General features: G+C 72.6%; 21 protein-coding genes, 1 pseudogene and 1 riboswitch. Of the genes and pseudogenes, 6 read left to right on the plus strand and 16 right to left on the minus strand.

What is annotated here, in order from left to right:
* Positions 1 to 5: 5 nt before the first annotated feature.
* From OG992_RS28515 to OG992_RS28530, 4 genes are all read right to left on the minus strand, one after another.
* The gene (locus tag OG992_RS28515) at positions 6 to 1019 is read right to left on the minus strand and encodes a hypothetical protein (RefSeq protein WP_238687303.1); all 1014 of its coding nucleotides are present in this window, start codon (positions 1017 to 1019) and stop codon (positions 6 to 8) included.
* 56 nt (positions 1020 to 1075) lie between these two features.
* A riboswitch (cyclic di-AMP (ydaO/yuaA leader) is annotated at positions 1076 to 1207 on the minus strand.
* Positions 1208 to 1325: 118 nt separating this feature from the next.
* On the minus strand, positions 1326 to 2243 hold the full coding sequence (locus tag OG992_RS28520; RefSeq protein WP_266304769.1) for a cation diffusion facilitator family transporter: 918 nt from the start codon (positions 2241 to 2243) through the stop codon (positions 1326 to 1328).
* A 106-nt stretch (positions 2244 to 2349) separates the two neighbouring features.
* Positions 2350 to 4467 (minus strand): AAA family ATPase, encoded by a 2118-nt coding sequence (locus OG992_RS28525; protein ID WP_238687207.1) that lies wholly within the window; start codon positions 4465 to 4467, stop codon positions 2350 to 2352.
* A gap of 107 nt (positions 4468 to 4574) precedes the next feature.
* The gene (locus OG992_RS28530) at positions 4575 to 5546 is read right to left on the minus strand and encodes an alpha/beta fold hydrolase (protein WP_266304770.1); all 972 of its coding nucleotides are present in this window, start codon (positions 5544 to 5546) and stop codon (positions 4575 to 4577) included.
* A gap of 172 nt (positions 5547 to 5718) precedes the next feature.
* Here OG992_RS28530 and OG992_RS28535 point away from each other — a divergent pair, with 172 nt between their 5' ends.
* On the plus strand, positions 5719 to 6342 hold the full coding sequence (locus OG992_RS28535) for a carbonic anhydrase (RefSeq protein ID WP_266304771.1): 624 nt from the start codon (positions 5719 to 5721) through the stop codon (positions 6340 to 6342).
* Positions 6343 to 6416: 74 nt separating this feature from the next.
* Here the strand turns inward: OG992_RS28535 and OG992_RS28540 are convergent, their stop codons facing one another.
* A complete protein-coding gene (locus tag OG992_RS28540) occupies positions 6417 to 6746 on the minus strand; it encodes a hypothetical protein (RefSeq protein ID WP_238687209.1) in 330 nt (109 codons plus the stop codon).
* Positions 6747 to 7055: 309 nt separating this feature from the next.
* Here OG992_RS28540 and OG992_RS28545 point away from each other — a divergent pair, with 309 nt between their 5' ends.
* Both OG992_RS28545 and OG992_RS28550 read left to right on the plus strand, forming a co-directional pair.
* On the plus strand, positions 7056 to 7547 hold the full coding sequence (locus OG992_RS28545) for a DUF3145 domain-containing protein (protein WP_238687210.1): 492 nt from the start codon (positions 7056 to 7058) through the stop codon (positions 7545 to 7547).
* An 87-nt stretch (positions 7548 to 7634) separates the two neighbouring features.
* A complete protein-coding gene (locus OG992_RS28550) occupies positions 7635 to 9368 on the plus strand; it encodes a glycoside hydrolase family 3 protein (RefSeq protein ID WP_266304772.1) in 1734 nt (577 codons plus the stop codon).
* Positions 9369 to 9399: 31 nt separating this feature from the next.
* Here the strand turns inward: OG992_RS28550 and OG992_RS28555 are convergent, their stop codons facing one another.
* Positions 9400 to 10053: a lipoprotein gene (locus OG992_RS28555; protein WP_238687212.1), complete on the minus strand. Its 654-nt coding sequence runs from the start codon at positions 10051 to 10053 to the stop codon at positions 9400 to 9402.
* A gap of 134 nt (positions 10054 to 10187) precedes the next feature.
* On the opposite strand from OG992_RS28555, the gene OG992_RS28560 reads away from it, so the two are divergent.
* Complete coding sequence (locus OG992_RS28560) at positions 10188 to 10406, plus strand: hypothetical protein (protein WP_238687213.1); 219 nt, start codon at positions 10188 to 10190, stop codon at positions 10404 to 10406.
* 50 nt (positions 10407 to 10456) lie between these two features.
* Here the strand turns inward: OG992_RS28560 and fabF are convergent, their stop codons facing one another.
* The 8 genes and pseudogenes from fabF to OG992_RS28600 all read right to left on the minus strand — a co-directional run bounded on the left by fabF (position 10457) and on the right by OG992_RS28600 (position 18112).
* Positions 10457 to 11683, minus strand: coding sequence for a beta-ketoacyl-ACP synthase II (fabF, locus tag OG992_RS28565; RefSeq protein WP_124855678.1), 1227 nt, complete (start codon positions 11681 to 11683; stop codon positions 10457 to 10459).
* A gap of 2 nt (positions 11684 to 11685) precedes the next feature.
* Complete coding sequence (locus OG992_RS28570) at positions 11686 to 11925, minus strand: acyl carrier protein (RefSeq protein ID WP_030330276.1); 240 nt, start codon at positions 11923 to 11925, stop codon at positions 11686 to 11688.
* Positions 11926 to 12010: 85 nt separating this feature from the next.
* Positions 12011 to 12955: a beta-ketoacyl-ACP synthase III gene (locus OG992_RS28575; protein WP_238687214.1), complete on the minus strand. Its 945-nt coding sequence runs from the start codon at positions 12953 to 12955 to the stop codon at positions 12011 to 12013.
* Between the two features lie 14 nt (positions 12956 to 12969).
* Positions 12970 to 13878, minus strand: a pseudogene (locus tag OG992_RS28580) (ACP S-malonyltransferase); the annotation flags it as partial.
* A gap of 78 nt (positions 13879 to 13956) precedes the next feature.
* Complete coding sequence (locus OG992_RS28585; RefSeq protein WP_308193761.1) at positions 13957 to 15258, minus strand: helix-turn-helix domain-containing protein; 1302 nt, start codon at positions 15256 to 15258, stop codon at positions 13957 to 13959.
* An 11-nt stretch (positions 15259 to 15269) separates the two neighbouring features.
* Entirely contained in the window at positions 15270 to 16121 is an 852-nt protein-coding gene (locus OG992_RS28590) for a septum formation family protein (protein ID WP_266304773.1), read from the minus strand.
* 96 nt (positions 16122 to 16217) lie between these two features.
* Positions 16218 to 16910: a response regulator transcription factor gene (locus tag OG992_RS28595; RefSeq protein WP_266304774.1), complete on the minus strand. Its 693-nt coding sequence runs from the start codon at positions 16908 to 16910 to the stop codon at positions 16218 to 16220.
* Positions 16907 to 18112 (minus strand): sensor histidine kinase, encoded by a 1206-nt coding sequence (locus OG992_RS28600; protein WP_266304775.1) that lies wholly within the window; start codon positions 18110 to 18112, stop codon positions 16907 to 16909. The genes OG992_RS28595 and OG992_RS28600 overlap by 4 nt, the downstream gene beginning before the upstream one ends.
* A gap of 313 nt (positions 18113 to 18425) precedes the next feature.
* Here OG992_RS28600 and OG992_RS28605 point away from each other — a divergent pair, with 313 nt between their 5' ends.
* On the plus strand, positions 18426 to 18755 hold the full coding sequence (locus tag OG992_RS28605) for a hypothetical protein (protein ID WP_238687219.1): 330 nt from the start codon (positions 18426 to 18428) through the stop codon (positions 18753 to 18755).
* A 90-nt stretch (positions 18756 to 18845) separates the two neighbouring features.
* On the opposite strand, the gene OG992_RS28610 is transcribed toward OG992_RS28605, so the two are convergent.
* Positions 18846 to 19496: a hypothetical protein gene (locus OG992_RS28610; protein ID WP_238687220.1), complete on the minus strand. Its 651-nt coding sequence runs from the start codon at positions 19494 to 19496 to the stop codon at positions 18846 to 18848.
* 252 nt (positions 19497 to 19748) lie between these two features.
* Here OG992_RS28610 and OG992_RS28615 point away from each other — a divergent pair, with 252 nt between their 5' ends.
* Positions 19749 to 20366 carry a copper resistance CopC family protein gene (locus OG992_RS28615; RefSeq protein ID WP_238687221.1) on the plus strand — a complete coding sequence of 206 codons (618 nt, stop codon included), beginning with the start codon at positions 19749 to 19751 and terminating at the stop codon, positions 20364 to 20366.
* A gap of 198 nt (positions 20367 to 20564) precedes the next feature.
* Here OG992_RS28615 and gltX read toward each other — a convergent pair whose 3' ends face one another.
* Positions 20565 to 21974 carry a glutamate--tRNA ligase gene (gltX, locus tag OG992_RS28620; RefSeq protein WP_266304776.1) on the minus strand — a complete coding sequence of 470 codons (1410 nt, stop codon included), beginning with the start codon at positions 21972 to 21974 and terminating at the stop codon, positions 20565 to 20567.
* Positions 21975 to 22015: the final 41 nt, after the last annotated feature.

The following is a 22015-nucleotide window of genomic DNA, read 5'->3' on the forward strand; positions in this document are numbered from 1 at the left end:
GTGGGTCAGTAGACCGACAGGTGTACGTGGTTGGTGTGGTCGGTCGACGGGGTGCCCTGCGCCCCGCTGTACGACTTCCACCCGCTGCTGGGCAGCCAGATCTGCCTGTACCAGATCACGTAGAGCACGGCGAGCCGGTCGGCGTTGCGGATGAAGTACGCCGCCAGGTTGTTGCCGTACGTCTTGTCGCCGCCGGTGGCGTTCCCGCCGAAGCCGCCCTTCTGCGCCGCGAAGTCGCAGGCCCGGCCCTTCGGGTGTTCGCCGGAGCCGCTGGGGCGGTGGCACGAGACGTAGCGGGTGAATCCGGCGGCCTTGGCCTGGTTGAGCGCGTGCAGGGTGCGCGGGGTGATGCAGCCGTTGGCCGGCGTGGGGTCGTTGACGCTGCACGACTCGGAGGGCCAGGAGCCGTCGGAGTTGCGCGGTGCGGCCTTCGCGTTGGCGCTGGAGGTGCCCCGGTTGGAGCCGCCGTCGGCGGTGGTCTGCGGTTTGGGTGTGGTGGCCACTGTCAGGGCCCGTTCGGCCTGCTCCTTGCGCTTGGCCATCACCGCGACCTGCTTGCGTTGTTCGTTGATTTCGCCGTCCAGGGCGACCCGGGTGCGGTTGGCCTTGTCCTTGCTGTCCAGCAGGTCGCGCAGCACCCGGTCCTCGTTGGCCGCCACCGCGTCCAGCGCGGCCGCCCGGTCCATGAAGCCTTCCGGAGTGTTGCTGTTGAGCAGCGCCGACATCGCACCGAGCCGGCCGGTGCGGTAGGCCACCTCGGCGATCTCGCCGACCTTGCCGTTGCGCTGGTCGATCTCACCCTCGATGGTCGTCAGCTGGGTGGCGAGTTGCTTCTGCCGTTGCACCGAGGTGTCCAGGGCGCGCTTCGCGTCCAGGTAGCCCTTGCTGGCCGCCTCGAGTTGGGCCCGCAACGCCGGGGTGCCGCCCTCCTCGTCGGAGTCGGGTGCGGCGGCCCGCAGGCCGGTCGGGGGAGCGGCCGAGGCGGTGCCGGCCGGAAGCGCGACGCCGAGGGCGAACATCGCGACGATCAGGGCCGCCAGTCGGGCGGCGGGTGGTCGTGCTGGTGCCACTGCGCATGTCCTTCCGTCAGCCGCCGACCGGGTTAGCTGACGGGTTCGGGACGGAAGATCCCTACCGCTGACGCGGATACACCCCAGGAACATGGTTCCCCGGTTCGCCCAGTTGGGCGATTAGGCGGCGACCGCCACCGGCGCCGGGAGGGCGCCGCCTGGTGGAGGCCGGGACCGAGCCTACCGGTGCGGGTGGGGCCGCTGCAGCCGATGTGACGGACGGTGCGTGCGTCACGACGGAAAATTACGGATCCGTCACCATTCGATGGAGCCACAGGCTCCAGAAGCGGCGCCGGGCTCAATCTGCAACGTCGCGTGCTCGATGCGGAAGTCGTCGTGCAGGGCCGTACGCGCCGCGGTGAGCACCGCGCCGACCTCCGCGCCGGGTGCCATGGTCAGGTGGGCGGAGGCCACCTCCATGCCCGAGGTGAGCGTCCAGACGTGCAGGTCGTGCACCTCGACGACACCGGGAACGGCGGCGAGCCGGTCGTGCACGGCGGTCACCTGGAGGTGCTCCGGGGCGGCCTGCACCAGGATGCGGATGGCGGCGCGGGCCAGCCGCCAGGTGCGCGGCAGGATGAAGACGCCGATGGCGACCGCGACCAGGGGGTCGGCCCACCACCAGTCGGTGACGGTGATGAGCAGCGCCGCGCCGATGACGCCGAGCGAGCCGAGCAGGTCACCGAGCACCTCCAGGTAGGCGCCCTGGAAGTTGATGCTCTCCCGGGCCCCGGCGCGCAGCAGCGCGAAGGCGGCGATGTTCGCGAGCAGGCCGAGCACGGCCACCGCGAGCATCGGGCCGGCGATGACCTGGTGCGGGTCGCCGAAACGGCGGATCGCCTCGATCACCACGTAGATCGCGACGCCGGAGAGTAGGACGGCGTTGGCCAGCGCGGCGAGCACCTCGAGCCGGTAGAGCCCGAAGGTGCGCTGCGGGTCGCCGGTCGCCCGCCGGGTCGCCGTGATGGCGGCGAGCGCCATCCCGATGCCGAGCACGTCGGTGAACATGTGCCCGGCGTCGGAGAGCAGGGCGAGCGAGCCGGTGTGCAGGGCGGCCACCGCCTCGACCACCATCAGGGTGGCGAGCAACCCGAACGCCGCCCAGAGTCGACCTCGGTGCTGGTGTGCGGCATTGGCGACGGACCCATGGTGGTGGTCATGACCTGCGCCCACGAGAACCACCTTCCGCCGCTGGTCGGGACCCGGTCAAATGTATGCTCACATCGCTATGTGTGCAAGTGTACGGGCAGCGCCGTCCGCTGGTGGCGCTCCGCACACGTCAGCCGGTCGGGTCGATGGTGGTGAGACGCTGGGTGGCCCGGGAAAGCGCCACGTACAGGGTGCGCACCCCGGCACCCGGATCTGCCCGGATCTCGCTCGGGGCGACCAGCACCACCCCGTCGTACTCCATGCCCTTGGCCTCCAGGCTGGTCACCACCTGCAACCTCGGCGCGCCGAGCGCGCCCAGCCACCCCGCGACCTCGTCCCGGCGGGGGACCGGCGTGATCACCCCGACCGTGCCCTCCACCTCGGCCAGCAGGCCGGCGGCGGCCTCCACCGTCGCGGTCTCCAACCCCGTCGCGGGCACCACCAGCTCCACCGGCTCGACCCCGGTGGAGCGGACGGCGGTCGGCAGCGGCAGGTCCGGGTAGAGCCGACGGATCTCCGCCGCCGCCACCGCGAAGATCTCCGCCGAGTTGCGGTAGTTGGTGGTGAGCGTGAAGTCGTGTCGCTTGCGCCGGCCCAGCGCCTGGTCGCGGGCCCGGTCCAGCTCCTCCGGATCGCCGGTCCACGCGGTCTGTGCGGGGTCGCCCACCACGGTCCAGGAGGCCAGTCGGCCGCGTCGACCGATCATCCGCCACTGCATCGGCGAGACGTCCTGCGCCTCGTCCACCACCACGTGCGCGTACTCCCGGTAGTCCTCCGGGCGTTCCCGGGCCGCCGCGCGGGCGGCCCGCTGCCGTTCGCCGAGGGTGCTCAGCTCACGGACGCCGCCGGCGAGCTGGAACGGATCGCGTCGCGCGCGGGCCGGCTGCGCGGGCTTACCGAGCAACGCGTCCAACTCGTCAAGCAGCGCCACGTCGGCGATGGTCAGCCCGGCCGAGTCCAGGTTCCGGTACGCGGCGTTGAGCAGCCGGATCTCCGCCGAGGAGAGGATCCCCCCGGCGTACCGGCGCAGCCGGTCCGGCTGCGCCAGCCAGCCGAGCACGTGCCGGGGGTGCAGCCGAGGCCACCACGCCTTGAGGAACTCCCGGAACTCCGACCGTTCGGCGATCTCCGCCTCGAAGGCCGGTTGCTCCGGCAGCCGACCGCTGCTCAGCTCACGGGCCTGCGCCCAGAGCGCGGCGAACACCCCGTCGAAACCGGCCCGGCGCACCTCGTTGCGTCGTGCGCCGCGTTGCAGCGCGCGATCCCGGATTCGGTCCAGCGCGGCCCGGTCCAACCGCAGCAGCGTGCCGCGGTAGAGCAGCCGCAGCTCACCCGGGCCGCCCGGCACCGCGTCGCGGGCCGCCCGCTCCAACACCCGGCGCATCCGCAGCGAGCCCTTCACCGCCGCCACCTCGGGCGGGTCGGGGCGGGTGGCGGTCATCCCCGGGAAGAGGGTGCCCAGCGAGTGCAGGGTCGCGGTGTCCTCACCGAGCGACGGCAGCACGGAACCGATGTACTCGACGAAGACCGACGACGGGCCGACCACCAGGATGCCGCCGCCGGCGTAGCGGCTGCGGTCGGAGTACAGCAGGAACGCGGCCCGGTGCAGGGCGACAGCGGTCTTGCCCGTGCCGGGGCCGCCCGCGACGATCGTCACGCCGGAACCGGGCGAGCGGATCGCCTCGTCCTGCTCCCGCTGGATGGTCGCCACGATGTCGCGCATGCCCCGGCCGGTGGCCTTGGACAGGGTGGCCAGCAACGCGCCGTCACCGACGACAGTCATCCCCTCCGGGGCGGCCGTCGGGTCCAGCAGGTCGTCCTCGATCCGGGTGACCCGCTCGGCGCGGGACTGGATGGTGCGGCGCCGCACCACGTCCAGCGGCTGTGCCGGGGTGGCCTGGTAGAAGGCGGCTGCGGCCGGCGCGCGCCAGTCGACGACGAGCGTGACAGCGTTCTCGTCGCGGATCCCCAGTCGCCCGACGTGCAGCACCTGACGGTCGCGCAGGTCCAGCCGACCGAAGACCAGCCCCTCGTGCTCGGCGTCCAGGGTGTGCCGTCGCTGCGCCGCGTGGAAGACCATCGCGTCGCGCTCGACCAGGGCGCCGTGCGTGCCCACCCGAGCCATCCGGTAGCCGTCACGCTCGGCGCGGACGGCCGACTGCCGCAGTTCGGCCAGTCGGGCGTACACCCGGTCGAGGTGTCGTTGCTCGACGGCGATCTCCTGCTCCAGGCCGGTCTGGTCGGTCAACGCACGCTCCTTCAGAGGTCGCCGGCAGGCGGCGGGAACCGCGCGGGCCAACCGAGAAGAGTACGGCCCTGGGCCCGACCCGCCGCGCCCGAGGTGCGCGAACGTGCTCAGGCACCCGCCTCGGCGGGGGCCGTGCCACGGTGAGTCGGCTGCGGTGCGCCACGGTGAGTCGGCGGCGATTCGGCGAGCACCCGTCGCAGCACGCCGCCGAGCGCGGCGTTGACCTCGTCCGGACGCTCCATCATCAGCATGTGCCCGGCACCCGGGCAGACGGTCAGCTCGGTGGCCGGCAGGGCCCCCGCGATCGACTCGGCGCACGGCGGTGGGGTCAGCCGGTCCCGGTCGCCGACCAGGGCGGCGGCCGGCAGGTGGGCCAACGCGGCGAGGGTGTCCAGTCGGTGCTGGGTGCCGATGGAGGCGCGGAACCCGCCGATCGAGCGCAGCGAGGCCCGAGCCACCGCCGACGTCACCAGGCGGATGTCGGCCGGCTCGCAGCGGTCACCGAAGAGCATCCACCGGATGCTCGGTTGCAGCGCGTTCAGCAGCGCCCGGGGCGCACGCCACGAGCCACACCGGGCCAGCACCCCGGCGCCGGTCGTCTCGGCCAACCGGATCAACCGGGCGATCCGCGGCGAGAGCCCGTAGACGGTGTGCGTGTGCCCCTCGGCGGTGGTCGAGACGAAGACCAGGCCGGCGGTACGGGCGGCGAAGTGCGCGGGGTGGCGGTGCGCGTACTCCATGATCGTCATGCCGCCCATCGAGTGCCCGACCAGCACCACCGGGCCGGTCGGCGCGACCGCGTCGATCACCGCGGCCAGGTCGTCACCCAACTGGGCGACTGTGGCAGTGGGCAGCGCCATGCAACTCGACCGACCGTGCCCCCGTGCGTCGTAGGCGACCACCCGCACCGCATCGCCGAACGGCGGTGCCGTGAGCGCGTCGACCTGCCGGTGCCAGGCACGCCCGTCCAGCGTCCAGCCGTGCAGCAGGATGGCGGTGACCTGGGCGTCCGTCGGACCCGTCGCCTCGACGTTGAGCCGTACGCCGTCCGGCAGACCGACCTCGAACCGCTCCGGCATCGCCACACCTCCCCAGGGCCGCCCAGTACCACCAGCACCTCCGATACCCGGCGGTAACACCGGCTACCCGCCATGACACCACGCCAATCGCGCTGTGCCGAAGATTCCCGACCTCGCCCGTGCCGGACGGCGGCGGGCCAAGCTGGACGGCATGGGGTCGTCGGGAGCGCCCATGGGTGCGACGTCGGGGCAGGGGCGGCAGGCCGGCGGCACACCCCGCGCCGCGCTGGCCGACCTGCTCGCCGGCAATCGGCGGTTCGTCAGCGGCCAGCCGGTGCACGGACACGACGTCACGGCCGCCGCCGCAGCCTCCGGCGACCAGCAGCCGTACGCGGTGGTGCTGGGCTGCATCGACTCCCGGGTGCCGCTGGAGGCGATCTTCGACCAGACCTTCGGGGCGATCTGCGTGATCCGTACCGGGGGGCACGTGCTCGATCGCGCGGTCTGCGGCTCGATCGAGTACGTGGTCGGCCAGCTCGGCGTACCGCTGGTGATGGTCCTCGGCCACGAGCGGTGCGGCGCGGTGCAGGCCACCGTGGAGGCGCTGCGCACCGGGCAGCGTCCCGGCGGGTCGCTGGCGCACCTGGTGGACGAGATCGCCCCGGCGGTCACCGAGGCGGGGCTGGACGATCCGGCGGTGCAGCCGCTGGCGATCCGTCGGCACGTCCGGCGCACGGTGCGCACCCTGCGCGAGGACTACCTACTGGCCGGGCCGGTGGCCGCCGGTCGGGTGGCAGTGGTCGGCGGCCTCTACGACCTGGCCAGCGGCGAGGTCGCCCTGCTCGATCCAGGCTGACCTGCCGCCGGACATGCGGAACCGCCCGCCGGGAAGTCCCAGCGGGCGGTTTCGTTGGTGCGGTGGGGGAGGGCTCAGCCCTCGAAGACGCCGGCCGCGACCAGGCGCTTCTCGGTGGCCTCCCAGCCGTCACCCGGGTGGGTGACAGCCAGGTTGTTGATCTCCGCCCGGATCTTGGCGGCGTGGCCGGCGGCGGCCAGAACGCGGATCTCCTCGACGAAGGCGTCGGAGTCCGTGCGCAGGTGCGCGGTCTTGCCGTTGGTCAGGTTCCGCACGTAGGCGTGCTTGCCGCCGTTGAGCGGGATGAGGTACTTGAACTCGCCCAGCACGCTGAGGGCGCCACCCTGGCCAGCCTGGCCGGCCCGGACGGACGCGCGCGCGGTCTTAGAGGTGTTGCTCGCCACGGAGGTACTCCTTGCAAGACGTACGGGAGGACTGGACGTCCGGGGGCTGTGTGCGGGTCGTACGTGACTCGACCCGCGAAGGTGTAACGCGGCATAAGCCGCCGGTGGAACTGTACAGGACCACGACATCATGCTGGTCGTCGCGGTGTCCTGAGAGGCAACGGCGACCACCCGTCCGGCTATTCCACCCGGCGTTTTTTCCGATTCCCTGGCGCACCACGCGTCACAAGAGTCATCATGTGTTGCAGCAGCCACCTGGGTGGACGAGGTCGTAGGGGAAGACGCACCTCGCTCTCCCGGGAGGTCACCGTGCCAACGCGTGGCGTCGTATACGTCCATTCGACCCCGCTCGCCGTGTGCTCACACGTCGAGTGGGCGATCGCGCGCGTCCTAGCCGCGCCGGTCAACCTGCAGTGGACGGCTCAGCCCGTCGACCCCGGCGCACGCCGGGCCGAGTGCGGGTGGACCGGTCGTCCGGGGACGGGCGCCGAGCTGGCTGTTGCCCTCCGGCAGTGGCCCATGATCCGTTTCGAGGTCACCGAGGAGCCGAGTCCCGGTGCCGACGGTGAGCGGTTCATGTACGTGCCAGCCCGTGGCCTGTTCCGGGCAACTGTCGGCGTGGCCGGCGACATCCAGCTCGGCGAGGACCGCCTTCGGGCGCTGATGGCGACCTCCCGGGCCCCTGAGGCGCTGGCGCACGCCCTCGACAAGGCGCTCGGCACCGCGTGGGACGCTGACCTGGAGCCCTACCGGTACGCCGGCGACGGTGCCCCGGTGACCTTGCTCACTCGGGTCGGCTGACCCGGTCGGCGGGCCGCTGGCCGTGGGCCGTCGCACCGGTGACGACCGGTAAGGTCAAGTTGCCCCGATAAGGGAGAAGCTGGTGGGATGGGCGGCGTGTCGAATCGCCCGTGGCGCGCCAGTGTCGCTGTCGCCGCCCTGACCGCCCTGCTCGTCTCCGGCTGCTCAGGTGACCCGGAGCGCCCCACGCCGACGCCCAGCCCGGTCGCCACGTCCGCGGGCCCGAGCGTCCCGGCGGCGCCGCCGGCCAGCGACCCCGCCGGCCGCGCCGCCGCGCTGGTGGCGACGCTGTCCGACGAAGATCTGGTCGGCCAAGTGCTGATGCCGTACGCCTACGGCGACTCGGCGACGAAGGTCTCCGCCGGCTCGGCGGCCGGTAACCAGGCCCTCGCCGGGGTGGACACCCCCGCCGACATGATCGCCAAGTACCGACTGGGTGGTCTGATCCTGGTCGGCTTCAGCGCCGACGACCCGACAAAGGGCAACCAGGAAACCACCAACGTCGACAACCCCAAGCAGGTCCACGAACTCACCACCGGGCTGCGGACCGCCGCCGGTCGGCTCGCCGCCGGTTCGGCGCCGCTGCTCATCGGCACCGACCAGGAGTACGGCGTCGTCACCCGCGTGACCGACGGGGTCACAGTGCTGCCCAGCGCCCTCGCGGCCGGCGCGGCCGGTGACCCGAAGCTCACCGAGGCCGCCTGGCGGGCCGCCGGCGCCGAGTTGGCCGCGATGGGCATCAACATCGACTTCGCTCCGGTGGCCGACGTGCTGGCCACCCGCAGCGCCGTGATCGGCTCCCGGTCGTACGGCGCCGACCCGAAGCAGGCCGCGGCGCAGGTGGGCGGCGCGGTCCGCGGCCTCCAGGCGGTCGGGGTCGCGGCCACCCTGAAGCACTTCCCCGGGCATGGCCACAGCGCCGACGACTCGCACAAGGACCTTCCGGTGCTCACCCAGTCCGCCGCGGCGTTGCGGAGCGGCGCGTGGCCGCCGTTCACCGCCGGGATGGACGCGGGCGCGATGGCAGTGATGTCCGGTCACCTGGACGCGCGCACGATCGACCCGGGGACCCCGGCGACGTTCTCGCACAAGCTGCTCACCGATGTCCTGCGCGGCCAACTCGGCTTCAAGGGCGTGGTGATCACCGACGGGATGAACATGCCGCCCGCGATGCGCTGGGCTCCCGGCGAGGCGGCGGTCCGGGCGCTCAACGCCGGTAACGACCTCATCCTGATGACCCCGAACGTCGGTCAGGCGTACGACGGGCTGCTCGCCGCGCTGCGCGGCGGATCGCTGCCCCGGACCCGGCTGGTCGAGGCGGTCACCCGAGTGCTGACCATGAAGTTCAAGCTCGCGGAGTTGCCGGCGGCGCAGATGTCCACCCTCAACACCCCGGCGCACCGGGCGGCGGCCGACGCGCTGGCCGCCGCCGCCGTCACGGTGCTGCGCGGCGCCTGCGGCAAGGCGGTACGCGGGCCGGTCACCGTCACCTCGTCCGGCGGTCGGGACGGCACCCGGGCCGCGCTCACCGCCGCGTTGACCGCCGCCGGGGTGCAGGTCAAGCCCAGCGGCGGCACCATCGTGCACCTGGTGGGATACGGCGACGGCGCCAAGGACCTGAGTCCCGACGCGGCGATCACCGTCGCCATGGACACGCCGTACGTGCTGGGCGACGCGAAGTCACCGACGCTGTTGGCCACGTACTCCTCCAGCCGTGCCTCGATGACCGCCCTGGCCGCCGTGCTCGCCGGCAAGGCCCGGCCGGGTGGCCGGTCCCCGGTGGCCGTTCCCGGACTGCCCGCGACGACCTGTGGCACCTGACCGATCGGACGCCGACGGCTCAGCGCCCACCTCACTCGCTCTTCGCGAGCCCTCGCACCGCGAGCCGGTACGCCGGCAGCACGTCCGCCCGCTCGGTGATCAGCCCCTCGCTGACAGTGAAGACCAGCGTCTGCCCCGCCGACTGGACGGCCAGCGCCCAGTTTCGCGACTCCTCCTCGGTCAGCGGACTGGTGGCGAGCCAGGTCGTCTCGGTGGCGTCGAAGCCGCCGGCGCGGAGGTCGCGGAACTGTTGACCGGCGACCGTCTCGCCGGCCCCGGCGGCGAAACTCTGCAGCGCGGCGCGCGGCGTGACGGTCGGCGAGTCCGCCGCCCAGATCCGCAGGAATCCGCCGCCGGCTGAGCGGCCATCCACCTCGCAGCGCACGGTGCTGCCGCCGCGCTTGGTGAGCGCCTCGCCGACCTGTTCGGCCAGCTCACCCTTGGGAGGCTCGATCGCCTTCGCCGCCCACCCGTCGGCCAGCGGAAACGTCACCGGTACCGGGCAGGGGGAACTGGTGCCGCCGGGCGAGGCCGGGGTCGTCTCGTCGTACCAGGGCTCGCCAGTGGCCTGTGGGGCCGGGCCGCCGGCCGCGGGCCCGGCGGGAGCGGCAGCGTCGTCGCCGCAGCCGGCCAGCAGGCCGAGGGTGAGCGCCGTCGACACGGCGACCAGGGTGCGAGTGTCCATCGTGGTGATCCCCGTCAGTCGATCTTCAGTCGGCCCATCTAAGCCGTGCGGTCTCTCGACGTCAATCGGGATCGTGGGCCCGCGCGACGGAAATCGGGTCGCCCCCGCGCCGGTCGGTCTGACAGCCTCAGCCCATGGGAGCGGCAGCAGGATTCCGGCACGAGCAACGGGCGGACGGCACTGTGGTGATCACCCACCATGGCCGGGTCGCCGGCACGCTGCGTGGCGCTCGGGCCGCGGAGTTCCTGGCCGAGGTCGACGACGACCCGCAGTTGGTGATGGCCCGCTGGACCGGCAACTACCGCCACGGCAACGAGCGCACCGCGAAGCAGCACCCCCGCAACCGAGGCTGAACGACGAAAGGGCCCCTCCTCTCGACGAGGAGGGGCCCTTTCGCGGGATCTCAGGGGCGGGCGAAGACCAGCGCCACGTTGTGGCCGCCGAAGCCGAACGCGTTGTTCAACGCGGCCGGGATCTCCATGTGGCGGGCCTTGTGCGCGGCGACATCCAGGGTGAGGCCTGGCTCCGGGTCGTCGAGGTTGATCGTCGGAGGGACGACACTGTCGCGGATCGCCAGGATGGTGGCGATCGACTCCAGCGCACCGGCAGCACCGAGCAGGTGACCGGTCATCGACTTCGTCGCGGACAGCACCGGGTGGTCGCCGAGCGCCTTGTGCAGCCCACCGATCTCCAGCATGTCCCCGACCGGAGTCGAGGTGGCGTGCGCGTTGACGTGCACGATGTCCCGCTTGGCCACGTCCGCGTCGGCGATCGCCTTGGCGATGGCCCGGATGGCGCCCTCGCCCTCGGCGTGCGGCTGCACGATGTCGTACGCGTCGGAGGTGATGCCGGCGCCGGCGAGGCGCGCGTACACCCGGGCGCCCCGGGCCGCGGCGTGCTCGGCCCGCTCCAGCACCACGATGCCGGCGCCCTCGCCGAGGACGAAGCCGTCCCGGCCCCGGTCCCACGGGCGGGAGGCCCGCTCCGGGTCGTCGTTGCGGGTGGACATGGCCCGCATCGAGCTGAAGCCGGCGATCGGCAGGGGGTGGATGACCGCCTCGGTGCCGCCGGCCACCACCACGTCGGCCCGGCCGGAGCGGATGATGTCCAGGCCGAGGGCGATCGCCTCGGCGCCGGTGGCGCAGGCGCTGGCCACCGAGTGCACGCCGGCCTTGGCGCCCAGCTCCAGCCCGACCCAGGCGGCCGGACCGTTCGGCATCAGCATCGGGATGGTGTGCGGGGAGACCCGCCGTGGCCCGGACGCCTCCAGGATGTCGTCCTGGGCGAGCAGGGTGGTGGCACCGCCGATGCCGGAGCCGACGCTGACTGCCAACCGCTCCCCGTCGAGGTCGGAACCGGCGAGGCCGGCGTCCGCCCAGGCCTGCTGCGCCGCGATGATCGCGATCGCCTCGGAACGATCCAGGCGGCGCAGGCGGACCCGGTCCAGCACCTCGGACGGCTCCACGGCCAGTTGGGCGGCGATCCGGACCGGCAGTTGCTCGGCCCACTCCTGGGTGAGGGCACTCACCCCGGAGCGGCCGGCGAGCATGGCGTCCCAGGTCGACGCGACGTCCCCGCCAAGCGGGGTCGTCGCGCCGAGCCCGGTGACGACGACGTCTGGACGACTCATGATCAGGACTGCGCCGCGATGTAGCTGACAGCGTCGCCGACGGTCTTGAGGTTCTGCACCTCGTTGTCCGGGATCTTGACGCCGAACTTCTCCTCGGCCGCGACAACGACCTCAACCATGGAGAGCGAGTCGACGTCGAGGTCGTCGGTGAAGGACTTCCCCTCGGCCACGTCGTCCGGGTTCACCCCGGCAACCTCTTCGAGGATCTCGGCGAGGCCGGTGGTGATCTCGTCACGGGTCATTGCGGTTGGTTCCTTTCATCGGGGTTCTCCGGCGGTCGGCGTCGCCGACCGCCACTCCTGGACGCGTACGCGCCCGAGGGGGTCATCAGGGGCAGCGGACGACCTGACCGGCGTAGGTCAGGCCACCGCCGAAGCCGAACAGCAGCACCGGTGCGCCCGAGGGCACCTCCCGGCGCTCGACCAGCTTGGACAGGGCCAGCGGCACGCTCGCCGCGGAGGTGTTGCCGGACTCGACGATGTCCTTCGCGATGATCGCGTCGGGGATGTTGAGCCGCTTGGCGATGCCGTCGATGATCCTGGCGTTGGCCTGGTGCGGCACGAACGCGGCCAGCTCCGACGGGTCGACCCCGGCCCGCTCGCAGGCCTGCAGCGCGAGCGGCGCGATAGCGGTGGTGGCCCAGCGGAACACCGCCTGCCCCTCCTGCTGGATGTACGGGCGCCAACCCTCGATGCGGACCGCGTCGCTCTTGTCCGGCACCGAACCCCAGACGACTGGGCCGATCCCGGTCGGCTCGTCGTCGGCGGTGGCGGAGACCACAGCGGCACCGGCGCCGTCCGCGAAGATGATGCAGGTGGAACGGTCGGTCCAGTCGGTGAAGTCGGACAGCTTCTCCGCGCCGATGACGATCGCGTTGCGCGACGCCCCGGCCCGGATGGCGTGGTCGACGGTGCCCAGCGCGTACGCGAAGCCCGAGCAGGCGGTGTTGAGGTCGAACGCGCCGGGGGCGGTGATGCCCAGCTTGGCGGCGACCCGGCAGGCCACGTTGGGGCTGCGATCGATGGAGGAGCAGGTGGCGACCACTACCAGGTCGATGTCGGCGGCGGTCAGGCCCGAGTTGGCCAGCGCCTTGCCGGCAGCCGCGGCGGCCATGTCGGCGACCGTCTCAGTGTCGGCGATCCGCCGGCTGACGATGCCGACCCGGTCGCGAATCCACTCGTCGTTGGTGTCGACGAGCTGGGCGATGTCGTCGTTGGTCACCACCCGGGAGGGCTGGTAGTGCCCCATCGAGACGATGCGACTGCCAGTCATGAACGACCTCCGATACGGGCGATCAGGTCCCGTGCGGCCGGCAGGTCGTCCGGGGTGTTGAGGGTGACGATCTCCGGGGCGCCGTCGCCCTTGAGTTCCCGCTTGACCAGGCCGGCGAGGGTGCCGGCCGGGGGCAGCTCGATCACGCCGGTGACCCCGAGGTCGGCCAGCGTACGCATGCACAGGTCCCAGCGCACCGGCGCGGTGACCTGACGAACGAGGCGCTGCACCATGGCCGCGCCGTTGTCGACGGCGGTGCCGTCGAGGTTCGACAGCAGGGTCCGGGCCGGGTCGGCGGGGGTGATCCCGGCGGCCTCCGCGGCGAGCGCGGTCTCGGCCGGAGCCATGTACGGGGTGTGGAACGCGCCGGCCACCTGGAGCCGGATGATCCGGGTCCGTGCGGGCGGCGCGGCGGCGAGCTTGTCGAGCCCGTCCAGGGCGCCCGCGGCGACGATCTGCCCAGCGCCGTTGCGGTTGGCCGGGTAGAGCCCGTTCGCCTCGATCGCGGCGATCACCTCGTCGGGGTCACCACCGAGAACCGCGGCCATTCCGGTCGGCTCCAGCGCGCACGCGGCGGCCATCTCCCGGCCGCGGACACCGGCCAGGGTGATCGCGGCGTCGGCCGTCAGCACACCGGCCAGGGCAGCCGCACCCAACTCGCCGACGCTGTGGCCGGCGGTGAGCGCGACGCCGTCCAGCGGCAGGTGTTCGGCCGCGAGCAACGCCGCCGCGACCAGCAACGGCTGGGTGCGGGCGGTGTCCTTGATCTCGTCGGCGTCGGCCTTGGTGCCCAGGTGCAGCAGGTCGACCCCGGCCAACGCCGACCAGTCGCGCAGTCGCGCCTCGGTGCCGGTCAGGTCGAGCCAGGGGGTCAGGAAGCCGGGTTTCTGAGAACCCTGGCCGGGACTAAGTACGGCGAGCACGTCTATGACTCTCCCGGATAAAGGCGGGTAACGCGGTGCCGCCTTCGACCAAACCACACTAGGACCTTTGGAGGGTTCCTACAAAGATCGGCGGGGATCATCCTCGGTTTGGGCGGATTTCCGGGTAGCCGGGGTCATTGTCTGAGTCGGGACCGGCGAGGCCAGCGGGGCGACCGGATCCAACCGACCCACGGTCAGCGCCACCTGAAGGGCGAACGCGTCGCGCGGCGACAGTGGCGAGAACCCGGTGACCTCGGCGATCCGGCGCAACCGGTAGCGCACCGTGTTCGGGTGCACGAACAGTGCCCGCGCCGCGCTCTCCAGTGTGCCACCGGCGGCCAGGAAGGCGTCCAGGGTCGCCAGCAGTTCCCCTCCGGCGCGCACCAGCGTCGCGTACACATCGTGACGCAGCCGCCGACGGGCCTCGGCGTCGCCGGCGAGGGCCCGCTCCGGCAGCAGGTCCGCGGCCGGCACCGGCCGGGGCGCGCTCGGCCAGGCCGGTGCGGCCCGAAAGCCGGACAGCGCGGCCCGCGCCGACTCGGTCGCCTCGTCGAGGCTCGGTACGGCCGGACCGACCACCACCGGGCCGTCCCCGAACGCGCTCAGCAGCTTCGCGGTGGCGGTCAGTGGGTCAGGTGCGCCACCCAGCACGATCACCAGCCGGTCGCCGTGGACGCCGCCGATCACCTCCACGCCGATCCGGCGGGCCTGCCGGTAGACCACGTGCAGCACCGCGGAGACCTCGCCGCCGGGCGACCGACCGACAGCCACCGCCACCGGCGGCGCGTCCGCCCAGCCGAGCGCGGCGGCCCGACTGGCCAGGACGTCCGGCGAGTCACCGCGCAACAGCGCGTCGACCAGCAGCGCCTGCAACCGGGCGTCCCAGGCGCCGCGCGACTCGGCGGCCCGCGCGTACACCCGGGCGGCGGAGAACGCGATCTCCCGGGAGAAGCGCAGCACCGCCTCGCGTAGCTGCTGCTCCTCGCCCTCGGCGGCCAGGTGCGACACCTGCTCCTCGACCACGTCGATCGTCACCTTGATCAACGCCACGGTCTGCTGGAGGGTGATCGACCGGGCCAGCGCCTGCGGGGCGGCGGCGAAGACCTCGTCCGAGACCTCCTGGGTGCTGTCCGTCGTGCCGCCGCCCTCGCGCAGCCACTGCACCAGCGACCTCGCGCCCGCCTGGGCCACCAGCATCACCCAGGAACGCTGGTCGGCCGGCAACGCCCGGAACCAGGGCAGCGTCTCGTCCATCCGGGCCACGCTGGAGGTGGCCAACGCCCCCGCCGATCGTTCGATCCGACGCAGCGTGGCCGACAGTTCCCCACCGCCCGGCGTGCTCACCGCCCTAGCCTGACACGTCGTGAGCAGGCCAACCACGCCGGCACCGGTCAGCGGGCCGCCGCAAGGACGGTTCGACCGGCGCCCTTGACCGACGCGTTGAGCACCCGATCGGTGCTGTGGAGGAAGCACCACACGCCGAGCGTGCCCGCCTGCCACTCCGGCTCGCCCTCGGGCGCGAGCGCCAACGGCTCGAAACGGCGCCCCAGAGTCCTCTCCGGCAGTCCGACATGACTGGCGATGGTCGACAGGCACCCCGCGTCCACGATCTCGTCGGTCACCTTCTCGACGTCCGGCCCGGCCCGCCAGATGCCGACGAACTCGGTGGTGTGCGGTCCGACGCACGAGGCTGGCGGCAGATTGACAAGGCCATCGGAGGTTTCCTCCGGCTCGGTGAAGCAGCTCAGCCGCAGCGGCGAGTCACCGGTCAGGGCGCCGCTCAGGCTGTTTGCCCGGGGATTCGGGAACCACCGGTCCACCGCATGCATCTCCAGCAGGTCGCAGCGGTACCACCGTTCGCCCGCCTCCCAGCGCGCCGCCGACGGGATCAGCACCCGCATCGCCAGCCGTGACTCGCGCCATTCGCCACCCAGGAAGAAGTCGGCCTCGGCGTCGCACGACTCGTACACCCGCCCGCTGCCCTCGGTGCCGGCCGCCGGTGGCGCCGACGCGGCGGCGTCCGCGCCGCCGAACCGGCCGACCAGGAAGGTCTCCGTCTCGTGCTTCGACGAGCAGGGGATCGGCGTGTACGCCTCAGGGCTGCGCTCGTCGGAGGCGGCGGCGTGACAAACCCCTGCCTCAGGTGCGAAGAGCGGTGCCGACTCGTCGGCGAGGATGACGTCACAACCGCCCGTCCCCACGATCAGCGCCGTCAGGATCGTCGTCCCCCACCACCGTCGCACGGTTTCCCCATTCTGAGCGGCCGGCATCGACGCCGGTGGCGCGCAGCGTACGGCAGCGGGGCGGCACCCTCCTGTCCAGAGTGGACAGAAACCGGTTCACGGTTGTGGGGGAGCGGGCAGCCCCAGCTCCTGGGCCAGGATCGCGGCCTGCACCCGGCTACGCAGGCTCAGCTTCGCCAGGATCCGGCTCACATGTGTCTTGGTGGTGCTCTCCGCCAGCACCAGCCGATCGGCGATCTGCTGGTTGGACAGGCCCAGGCCGAGGCAGGCCAGCACGTCGCGCTCGCGTGGGGTGAGGGTGTCCAGCGCGGCCCGGGTGGCCGCGGACGCGCCCGGCGTGGTGGCCGCGAAGGCGGTGATCAACCGGCGGGTCACCGCGGGGGCGATGAAGCCGTCGCCACGCGCCACCGTCCGCACCGCCGCCACCAGGCCGTCGGCGTCGGTGTCCTTCAGCAGGAAACCGGCCGCACCGGCACGCAACGCGCCGAAGACGTACTCGTCGAGGTCGAAGGTGGTGAGCACCAGCACGTCGGCGAGCCCGTCGGCGACGATGGCCCGGGTCGCGGAGATCCCGTCCCGGCGGGGCATGCGGACGTCCAGGACCGCCACGTCCGGGCGCGACTCCCGACACAACCGCACCGCCTCGTCGCCGTCGCCTGCCTCGCCGACCACCTCGATGCCCGGCGAGCCACCCAGGATCAGGGCCAGCCCCGCCCGCACCGCTGGCTGGTCGTCCGCGAGCACCACCCGTACCGTCGCCGTGCCCGCGTGGCCTGACGGCCCGGTCACCCGACCTCCCCGGTGGGCAGGGCGGCCCGGACCAGCCAGCGACCATCCTGCGGCCCCGCGGTGATCCGACCGGCCAGCAGCGTGGTCCGCTCCCGCATGCCGATCAGCCCGGCCCCGGCGCCCGGCAGACCGACCCCGTGCCGGCGCACCGGGTTCTCCACAGTCAGCACCACCTCCGCCGACCCGTACGCGATCGTCAGGTCGGCCTCACCCGTGCCGTGCTTGAGCGCGTTGGTCAACGACTCCTGCACGATCCGGTACGCGGCCAGGTCCACCGCCACCGGCAGCGGCCCCGGCGTGCCGTCGGTGCGGACCCGCACCGCCAGGCCGGCGGCCCGGATCCGGTCGACCAGCCCGTCCGCCTCGGCCAGCCGGGCGCTGATCACCTCCGGCACGGTCGGGTCGTCACCCGATGGCGCCGAACCACCGGTGGCCCCCGGCTCGCGCAGCACCTCGATCATCTGACGCATCTCCGCCAGCCCCTGCACGCTGCTCTCCCGGATCACCCGCAACGCCGACTCGACCTGGCCGCGATCCAACCCGGGCACGGACAGCACGGCGGTGGCGTGGATGGCCACCGCGCTGAGGTGGTTCGCGACCACGTCGTGCAGCTCCCGGGCCATCCTGGCCCGCTCGGCGCTGACCGCCTGCCGACGGTCCAACTCGACCAACCGGGCGGTCTGCTCGGCCCGCGCCCGCTCGGCGGCGGCCTGGTCGCGGTACTGCCGCACACTGATGCCGGTCAGGACCGGCAGCACCCCGGCGAGCACCACCAGCACCCCGAGCGCCGCGCCGCGCCACTGGCCGTACCCGAGCACGCCGACGACCACCCCGACCAGGCTCAGCGCCACGGTGATCCGCAGCAACCACCGCCACAGCCGGGGCGGGCCGTACACGCAGGCGTCGTAGAGCACCTGCGTGTAGACCAGGACCGTGCCCAGCGAACTGCCCAGCGCCGTGTCGACCACCAGCGCGCCGGTCCCCACGGCCAGGCTGGCGCGTGGTGCGACCCGCCGTAGGCCGACGGCGACGCAGACCGCCACCAGCGGCGGCAGGAACAGCGCCGACGGCACGTTCCCGTCCGGACGGACCTGCGGTTGCCAACCCAGGGCGTGCAGCACCAGGCCACCGGCCAGTGACGCGCCGGCCAGCACGAGGTCGCGGCCGAGGGTGCCGGAGTCGAGCCACGGTGGCGCACGCATGCCCCGATCCCACCACAGCCGTCGTCCGCCGAACTCCCACCGGGGGAGGACCTCGACCGCACCGCCATGCGCCGAAAGGGGTACGCGGACCCTTACCGACCGCCGGTGGGCCCTCGACCGTGACTCGCCGGGTGAACTGCGCGAAAAGAAGGTGTGAACTGCGTAACCGGCCCCCGCGCTCAGCGGCCTCTTCGAGGACCGACCGGTCCGGACCCCGGGTACGCTGCGCGCGGCCCGTCGGTCCCGGCCAGTACGGTGACAGGGCACCTCGGGGAGAGCACCCGGGGGCGAGGCGAGCGTGAGGAGACCGGGGATGGCGCACGGGGAGGCCGAACACGGCTGCGCCCAGGGCGAGCCCTGCCGGCCGGGGCACCACGACCCGCAGGCGGCTGGCAAGCACCGCCGGCCGGTCGGCGGCGCACCAGCGCACCCGGTCGAGCCACTGCACGGGCGCGTCGATGACGAACCCGTGCTGCCGCGTCAGCGCTCTGCCGAGCCCGCCGGTCTCGCCGAGCCCGACGCGGACGTTCCCGCTGGTTGCCTCAGCGAACTTCCCGGCTGGGCCGGGGCGCACCGGCACGGCGCGGTCCGACCGAGGCCGCGGGCCACCCGCCGGGAGCGCCCACCGCGCCGCTGGTGCTGAGCACCGCCGACGCACTCGCTGATCAGCGAGTGCGTCGGGTCAGCGAGTGCGTCGGCTCAGCGACTGCGTCGGCTCAGCGCGTGCGTGGGCTCAGCGCGTGCGCCGACGGATCAGCAGGGCGATCCCGGCGAGGCCGACCGTGATGGTCAGCATCACGCCGACGTTGAGCAGCAGCAGGTGTTGCAGGTCGCCGAGCGCCTCGTCGAGGTCCTTCGCCGGGTCGAGCGTGTCCTCCGGGAGAACTCGCTCGCCGCCGCCCGCGCCGCCACTGACCGTGTCGAACTGCCGCTCCAGCGGCACACCGGCGGCGCGCAGGGTCTCGGACATGCTGAGCCGACCCAGGAACCAGCCGGCGCTGGTCTTGCGGCCGTCCGGCTGCTTCGCCGGCCGGAAGACGCGAGGGCCGCCGATCGCCTTGGGATAGAGGTCGTAGGTCTGCTTCGGCGTCTCGCCGGCGAGCACCACGACAGTGTATTTCGGACCGAGGTTGGCTGCCTTCGGACCGGTCGGCATGCCGGTGCGAGCGAGGAAGTTGACCTGGTCGATGACCGCGCCCACGAGGGCGGGCTCCGTGTCCGCGTGCAACCGCAGCGGCGCGGACAGCCCCGTGCCGGTGATGTCCACTCCGGCGGGTGCCGGCTTCGGTGCCGCCGAGGCCGAGCTGGCGGTGCCTAGCGACAGCAGTGCCACCGCCAGCGTGCCCGCCAACACGGCGGCCAACCGCCTCATGTGTCGGACCATCCCGCCTCCTCGCCCCGTTCGATGGATGGCTTCGTCGTGACGTCTGGACCGATCTGCCGGTGCGGCATCGACCGGATGGTCGCGTCCACTCCTACAGACTCCGCAGAACGTCGATGAGTTGCAGCTTTCGGAACAGTAATTGGAACTATCTGCGATCTCTGCTCGACTAATGAGGAGCCGTTTGATCAGCGGGCGGATCGTACCCTTACGGAGGGGTTCATGGGGGGCAGGGTTACACGTACGGTGCGGGTCATGCCAGTGGTGCTCGGCGTGGCGTTCGGTGTGTCGTTTCTGGTGCCGGCGACTCCGGCCGCCGCCCACAACCAGCTGACCGGCAGCAACCCGCGCGACGGCGCCCGCGTGGCGTCGGCGCCCGCCCGGGTCGAGCTGCGGTTCCTCGCCAAGCCGTCACCAACTACGACGAAGATCACAATAACCGGACCGGACAATGTGGTCGCTGGCGGGACTCCCGCCTTCGACGGCAGTCGAGTGCGGGTGCCGTTCAAGCCGGCCGCCGCCGGGCTCTACATCGTCGGCTACCAGCTCGCGTCGTCCGACGGGCACCCGGTGAAGGGCGAGGTGCGGTTCACCCTCACCACCGGTACCGCCGCCGATCCGTCCGCCTCGCCGTCGGCCGCCGCCAGCACCAACCCGGCCGGCTCGCCCTCGGCCGCCGCGTCGGCCGTCGGCGTACCCTCCGCCGGGCCCGCGTCGGCGACCCCCGGCGGTTCGACGGCCTCCACGGTGCCGGCGGCGTCGGAGCGGTCCGACTCCGGCGGTCGCTGGTGGATCTGGGCGCTCGGCGGCCTGTTGCTGCTCGCCGCACTCGGGGCCGGTCTCGTGTTCCGCCGCCAGCGACGAGCTCGGTAACCCTCTGATCCTCGCCGCTCCCGGTGGGCAGCGTGCGCATCATCCTTTGCTCTGCACCCGCGGATGCGACGGCGGCGGTCGGCGGCGGTCGGCGGCGGTCGGCGACCGGTGCAAATTGGGGTGCAGAGCAAAGGCAGGGCGAAGCGGAGCTAGGCCGGCGACGTCTTCTTGACGAGCTGACGAGCTGACGGGCGACAGTCAGACCAGGCGCAGGCGGGCGGCGCGCATCCGGGTCAGGGTGCGCTCGCGACCGAGCACCTCCAGCGACTCGAACAGCGGCAGACCGACGGTGCGGCCGGTGACAGCGACCCGTACCGGTGCCTGCGTCTTGCCGAGCTTGAGGCCCCGCTCGGCGCCGACCGCCTCCAGCGTCGACTTCAACGACTCGGCGTCCCAGGAGTCCAGCGCCTCGAACGCCGCGACGGCGTCGTCCAGCAGCTCGGCGGAACCGTCCTTCATCGTCTTGGTCCAGGCGGCCTCATCGATCAGCGGCGAGGCCAGGAAGAGGAAGTCGACGTTCGGCACGATCTCGCTGAGAACCGCGATCCGCGTCTGGGCCAGCGGCGCCACGGCGGCGAACGCGTCGGCGTCGAACTCCTCCGGCTGCCAGGGCGGCGGCGCGATGGTCCCGGTGCCGGTCAGCCACGGCTGGCAGGCGTCGACGAACTCGGCCACCGGCAGCGCGCGGATGTACTCGCCGTTGAACGCCCGCAGCTTCTTCTCGTCGAAGAACGCCGAGGAGAGGTTGACCTCGTCCAGCCGGAACTCGTCCTCGATGACCGACCAGGGAACGATCTCCCGGTCGCCGGAGGGGGCCCAGCCGAGCAGCATGAGGTAGTTGCGCATCGCGCCGGCGAGGTAACCCTCATCGCGGTACGCCTCCAGGGCGACCTTGTCCCGGCGCTTGGAGAGCTTCTGCCGCTTCTCGTTGACCACCACCGGCACGTGCGCCCAGATCGGCGGCTTGACCCCGAGGGCTTCCCAGAGCAACTGCTGCTTGGGGGTGTTGGGCAGGTGCTCCTCGGCCCGGATCACGTGAGTGATGCCCATCGTCATGTCGTCGACGACGTTGGCCAGCAGGAAGACCGGCGAGCCGTCGCCCCGGGCGATGACAAAGTCCTCGATGAGCTTGTTCTCGAAGGTGGGCTCACCACGGATCAGGTCGACCACAACCGTCGCGCCCTCGTCGGGCGTACGGAAGCGCAGGGCGTGTCCGGGGCCGGGGGCGAGGCCACGGTCGCGGTGGTAGCCGTCGTAGCCCTGGTACTGCGAGCCGGTGCGGGCCTGCACGTCCTCGCGGGTGCAGTCGCAGTAGTAGGCGCGGCCCGACTCGTGCAGGCGCGCTGCGGCGGCCCGGTGCTCGCCGGCGTTCGCCGACTGGAAGTACGGGCCTTCGTAGCTGCCCCGGGAGATCCCGATCCAGTCCAGCGCGGAGAGGATGCCCTCGGTCCACTCGGGCTTGTTGCGCGCCGCGTCGGTGTCCTCGATGCGCAGCACGAACACGCCGCCCTGCTGCTTGGCGTAGATCCAGTTCTGCAGCGCCGAGCGGGCGCCGCCGACGTGGAACATACCGGTCGGGGAAGGGGCGAAGCGCACACGTACTGTCACGTCCCCCAGCCTACGGCGGTACGCGACTGCTTTCCGCCACC

The sequence above is a fragment of the Micromonospora sp. NBC_00362 genome, from assembly GCF_026342155.1.
In the GTDB taxonomy this organism is placed as follows: Bacteria; Actinomycetota; Actinomycetes; order Mycobacteriales; family Micromonosporaceae; genus Micromonospora; species Micromonospora hortensis.

What these genes read in the sequence shown, in the direction of transcription:
- OG992_RS28515 (WP_238687303.1), bottom strand. Translation starts at nt 1,019, where the DNA reads ATGTTCGCCCTCGGCGTCGCGCTTCCGGCCGGCACCGCCTCGGCCGCT.
- OG992_RS28530 (WP_266304770.1), bottom strand. Translation starts at nt 5,546, where the DNA reads ATGCCGGAGCGGTTCGAGGTCGGTCTGCCGGACGGCGTACGGCTCAAC.
- OG992_RS28535 (WP_266304771.1), top strand. Translation starts at nt 5,719, where the DNA reads ATGGGTGCGACGTCGGGGCAGGGGCGGCAGGCCGGCGGCACACCCCGC.
- OG992_RS28550 (WP_266304772.1), top strand. Translation starts at nt 7,635, where the DNA reads ATGGGCGGCGTGTCGAATCGCCCGTGGCGCGCCAGTGTCGCTGTCGCC.
- OG992_RS28555 (WP_238687212.1), bottom strand. Translation starts at nt 10,053, where the DNA reads ATGGACACTCGCACCCTGGTCGCCGTGTCGACGGCGCTCACCCTCGGC.
- OG992_RS28560 (WP_238687213.1), top strand. Translation starts at nt 10,188, where the DNA reads ATGGGAGCGGCAGCAGGATTCCGGCACGAGCAACGGGCGGACGGCACT.
- fabF (WP_124855678.1), bottom strand. Translation starts at nt 11,683, where the DNA reads ATGAGTCGTCCAGACGTCGTCGTCACCGGGCTCGGCGCGACGACCCCG.
- OG992_RS28570 (WP_030330276.1), bottom strand. Translation starts at nt 11,925, where the DNA reads ATGACCCGTGACGAGATCACCACCGGCCTCGCCGAGATCCTCGAAGAG.
- OG992_RS28575 (WP_238687214.1), bottom strand. Translation starts at nt 12,955, where the DNA reads ATGACTGGCAGTCGCATCGTCTCGATGGGGCACTACCAGCCCTCCCGG.
- OG992_RS28600 (WP_266304775.1), bottom strand. Translation starts at nt 18,112, where the DNA reads ATGCGTGCGCCACCGTGGCTCGACTCCGGCACCCTCGGCCGCGACCTC.
- OG992_RS28605 (WP_238687219.1), top strand. Translation starts at nt 18,426, where the DNA reads ATGGCGCACGGGGAGGCCGAACACGGCTGCGCCCAGGGCGAGCCCTGC.
- OG992_RS28610 (WP_238687220.1), bottom strand. Translation starts at nt 19,496, where the DNA reads ATGGTCCGACACATGAGGCGGTTGGCCGCCGTGTTGGCGGGCACGCTG.
- OG992_RS28615 (WP_238687221.1), top strand. Translation starts at nt 19,749, where the DNA reads ATGCCAGTGGTGCTCGGCGTGGCGTTCGGTGTGTCGTTTCTGGTGCCG.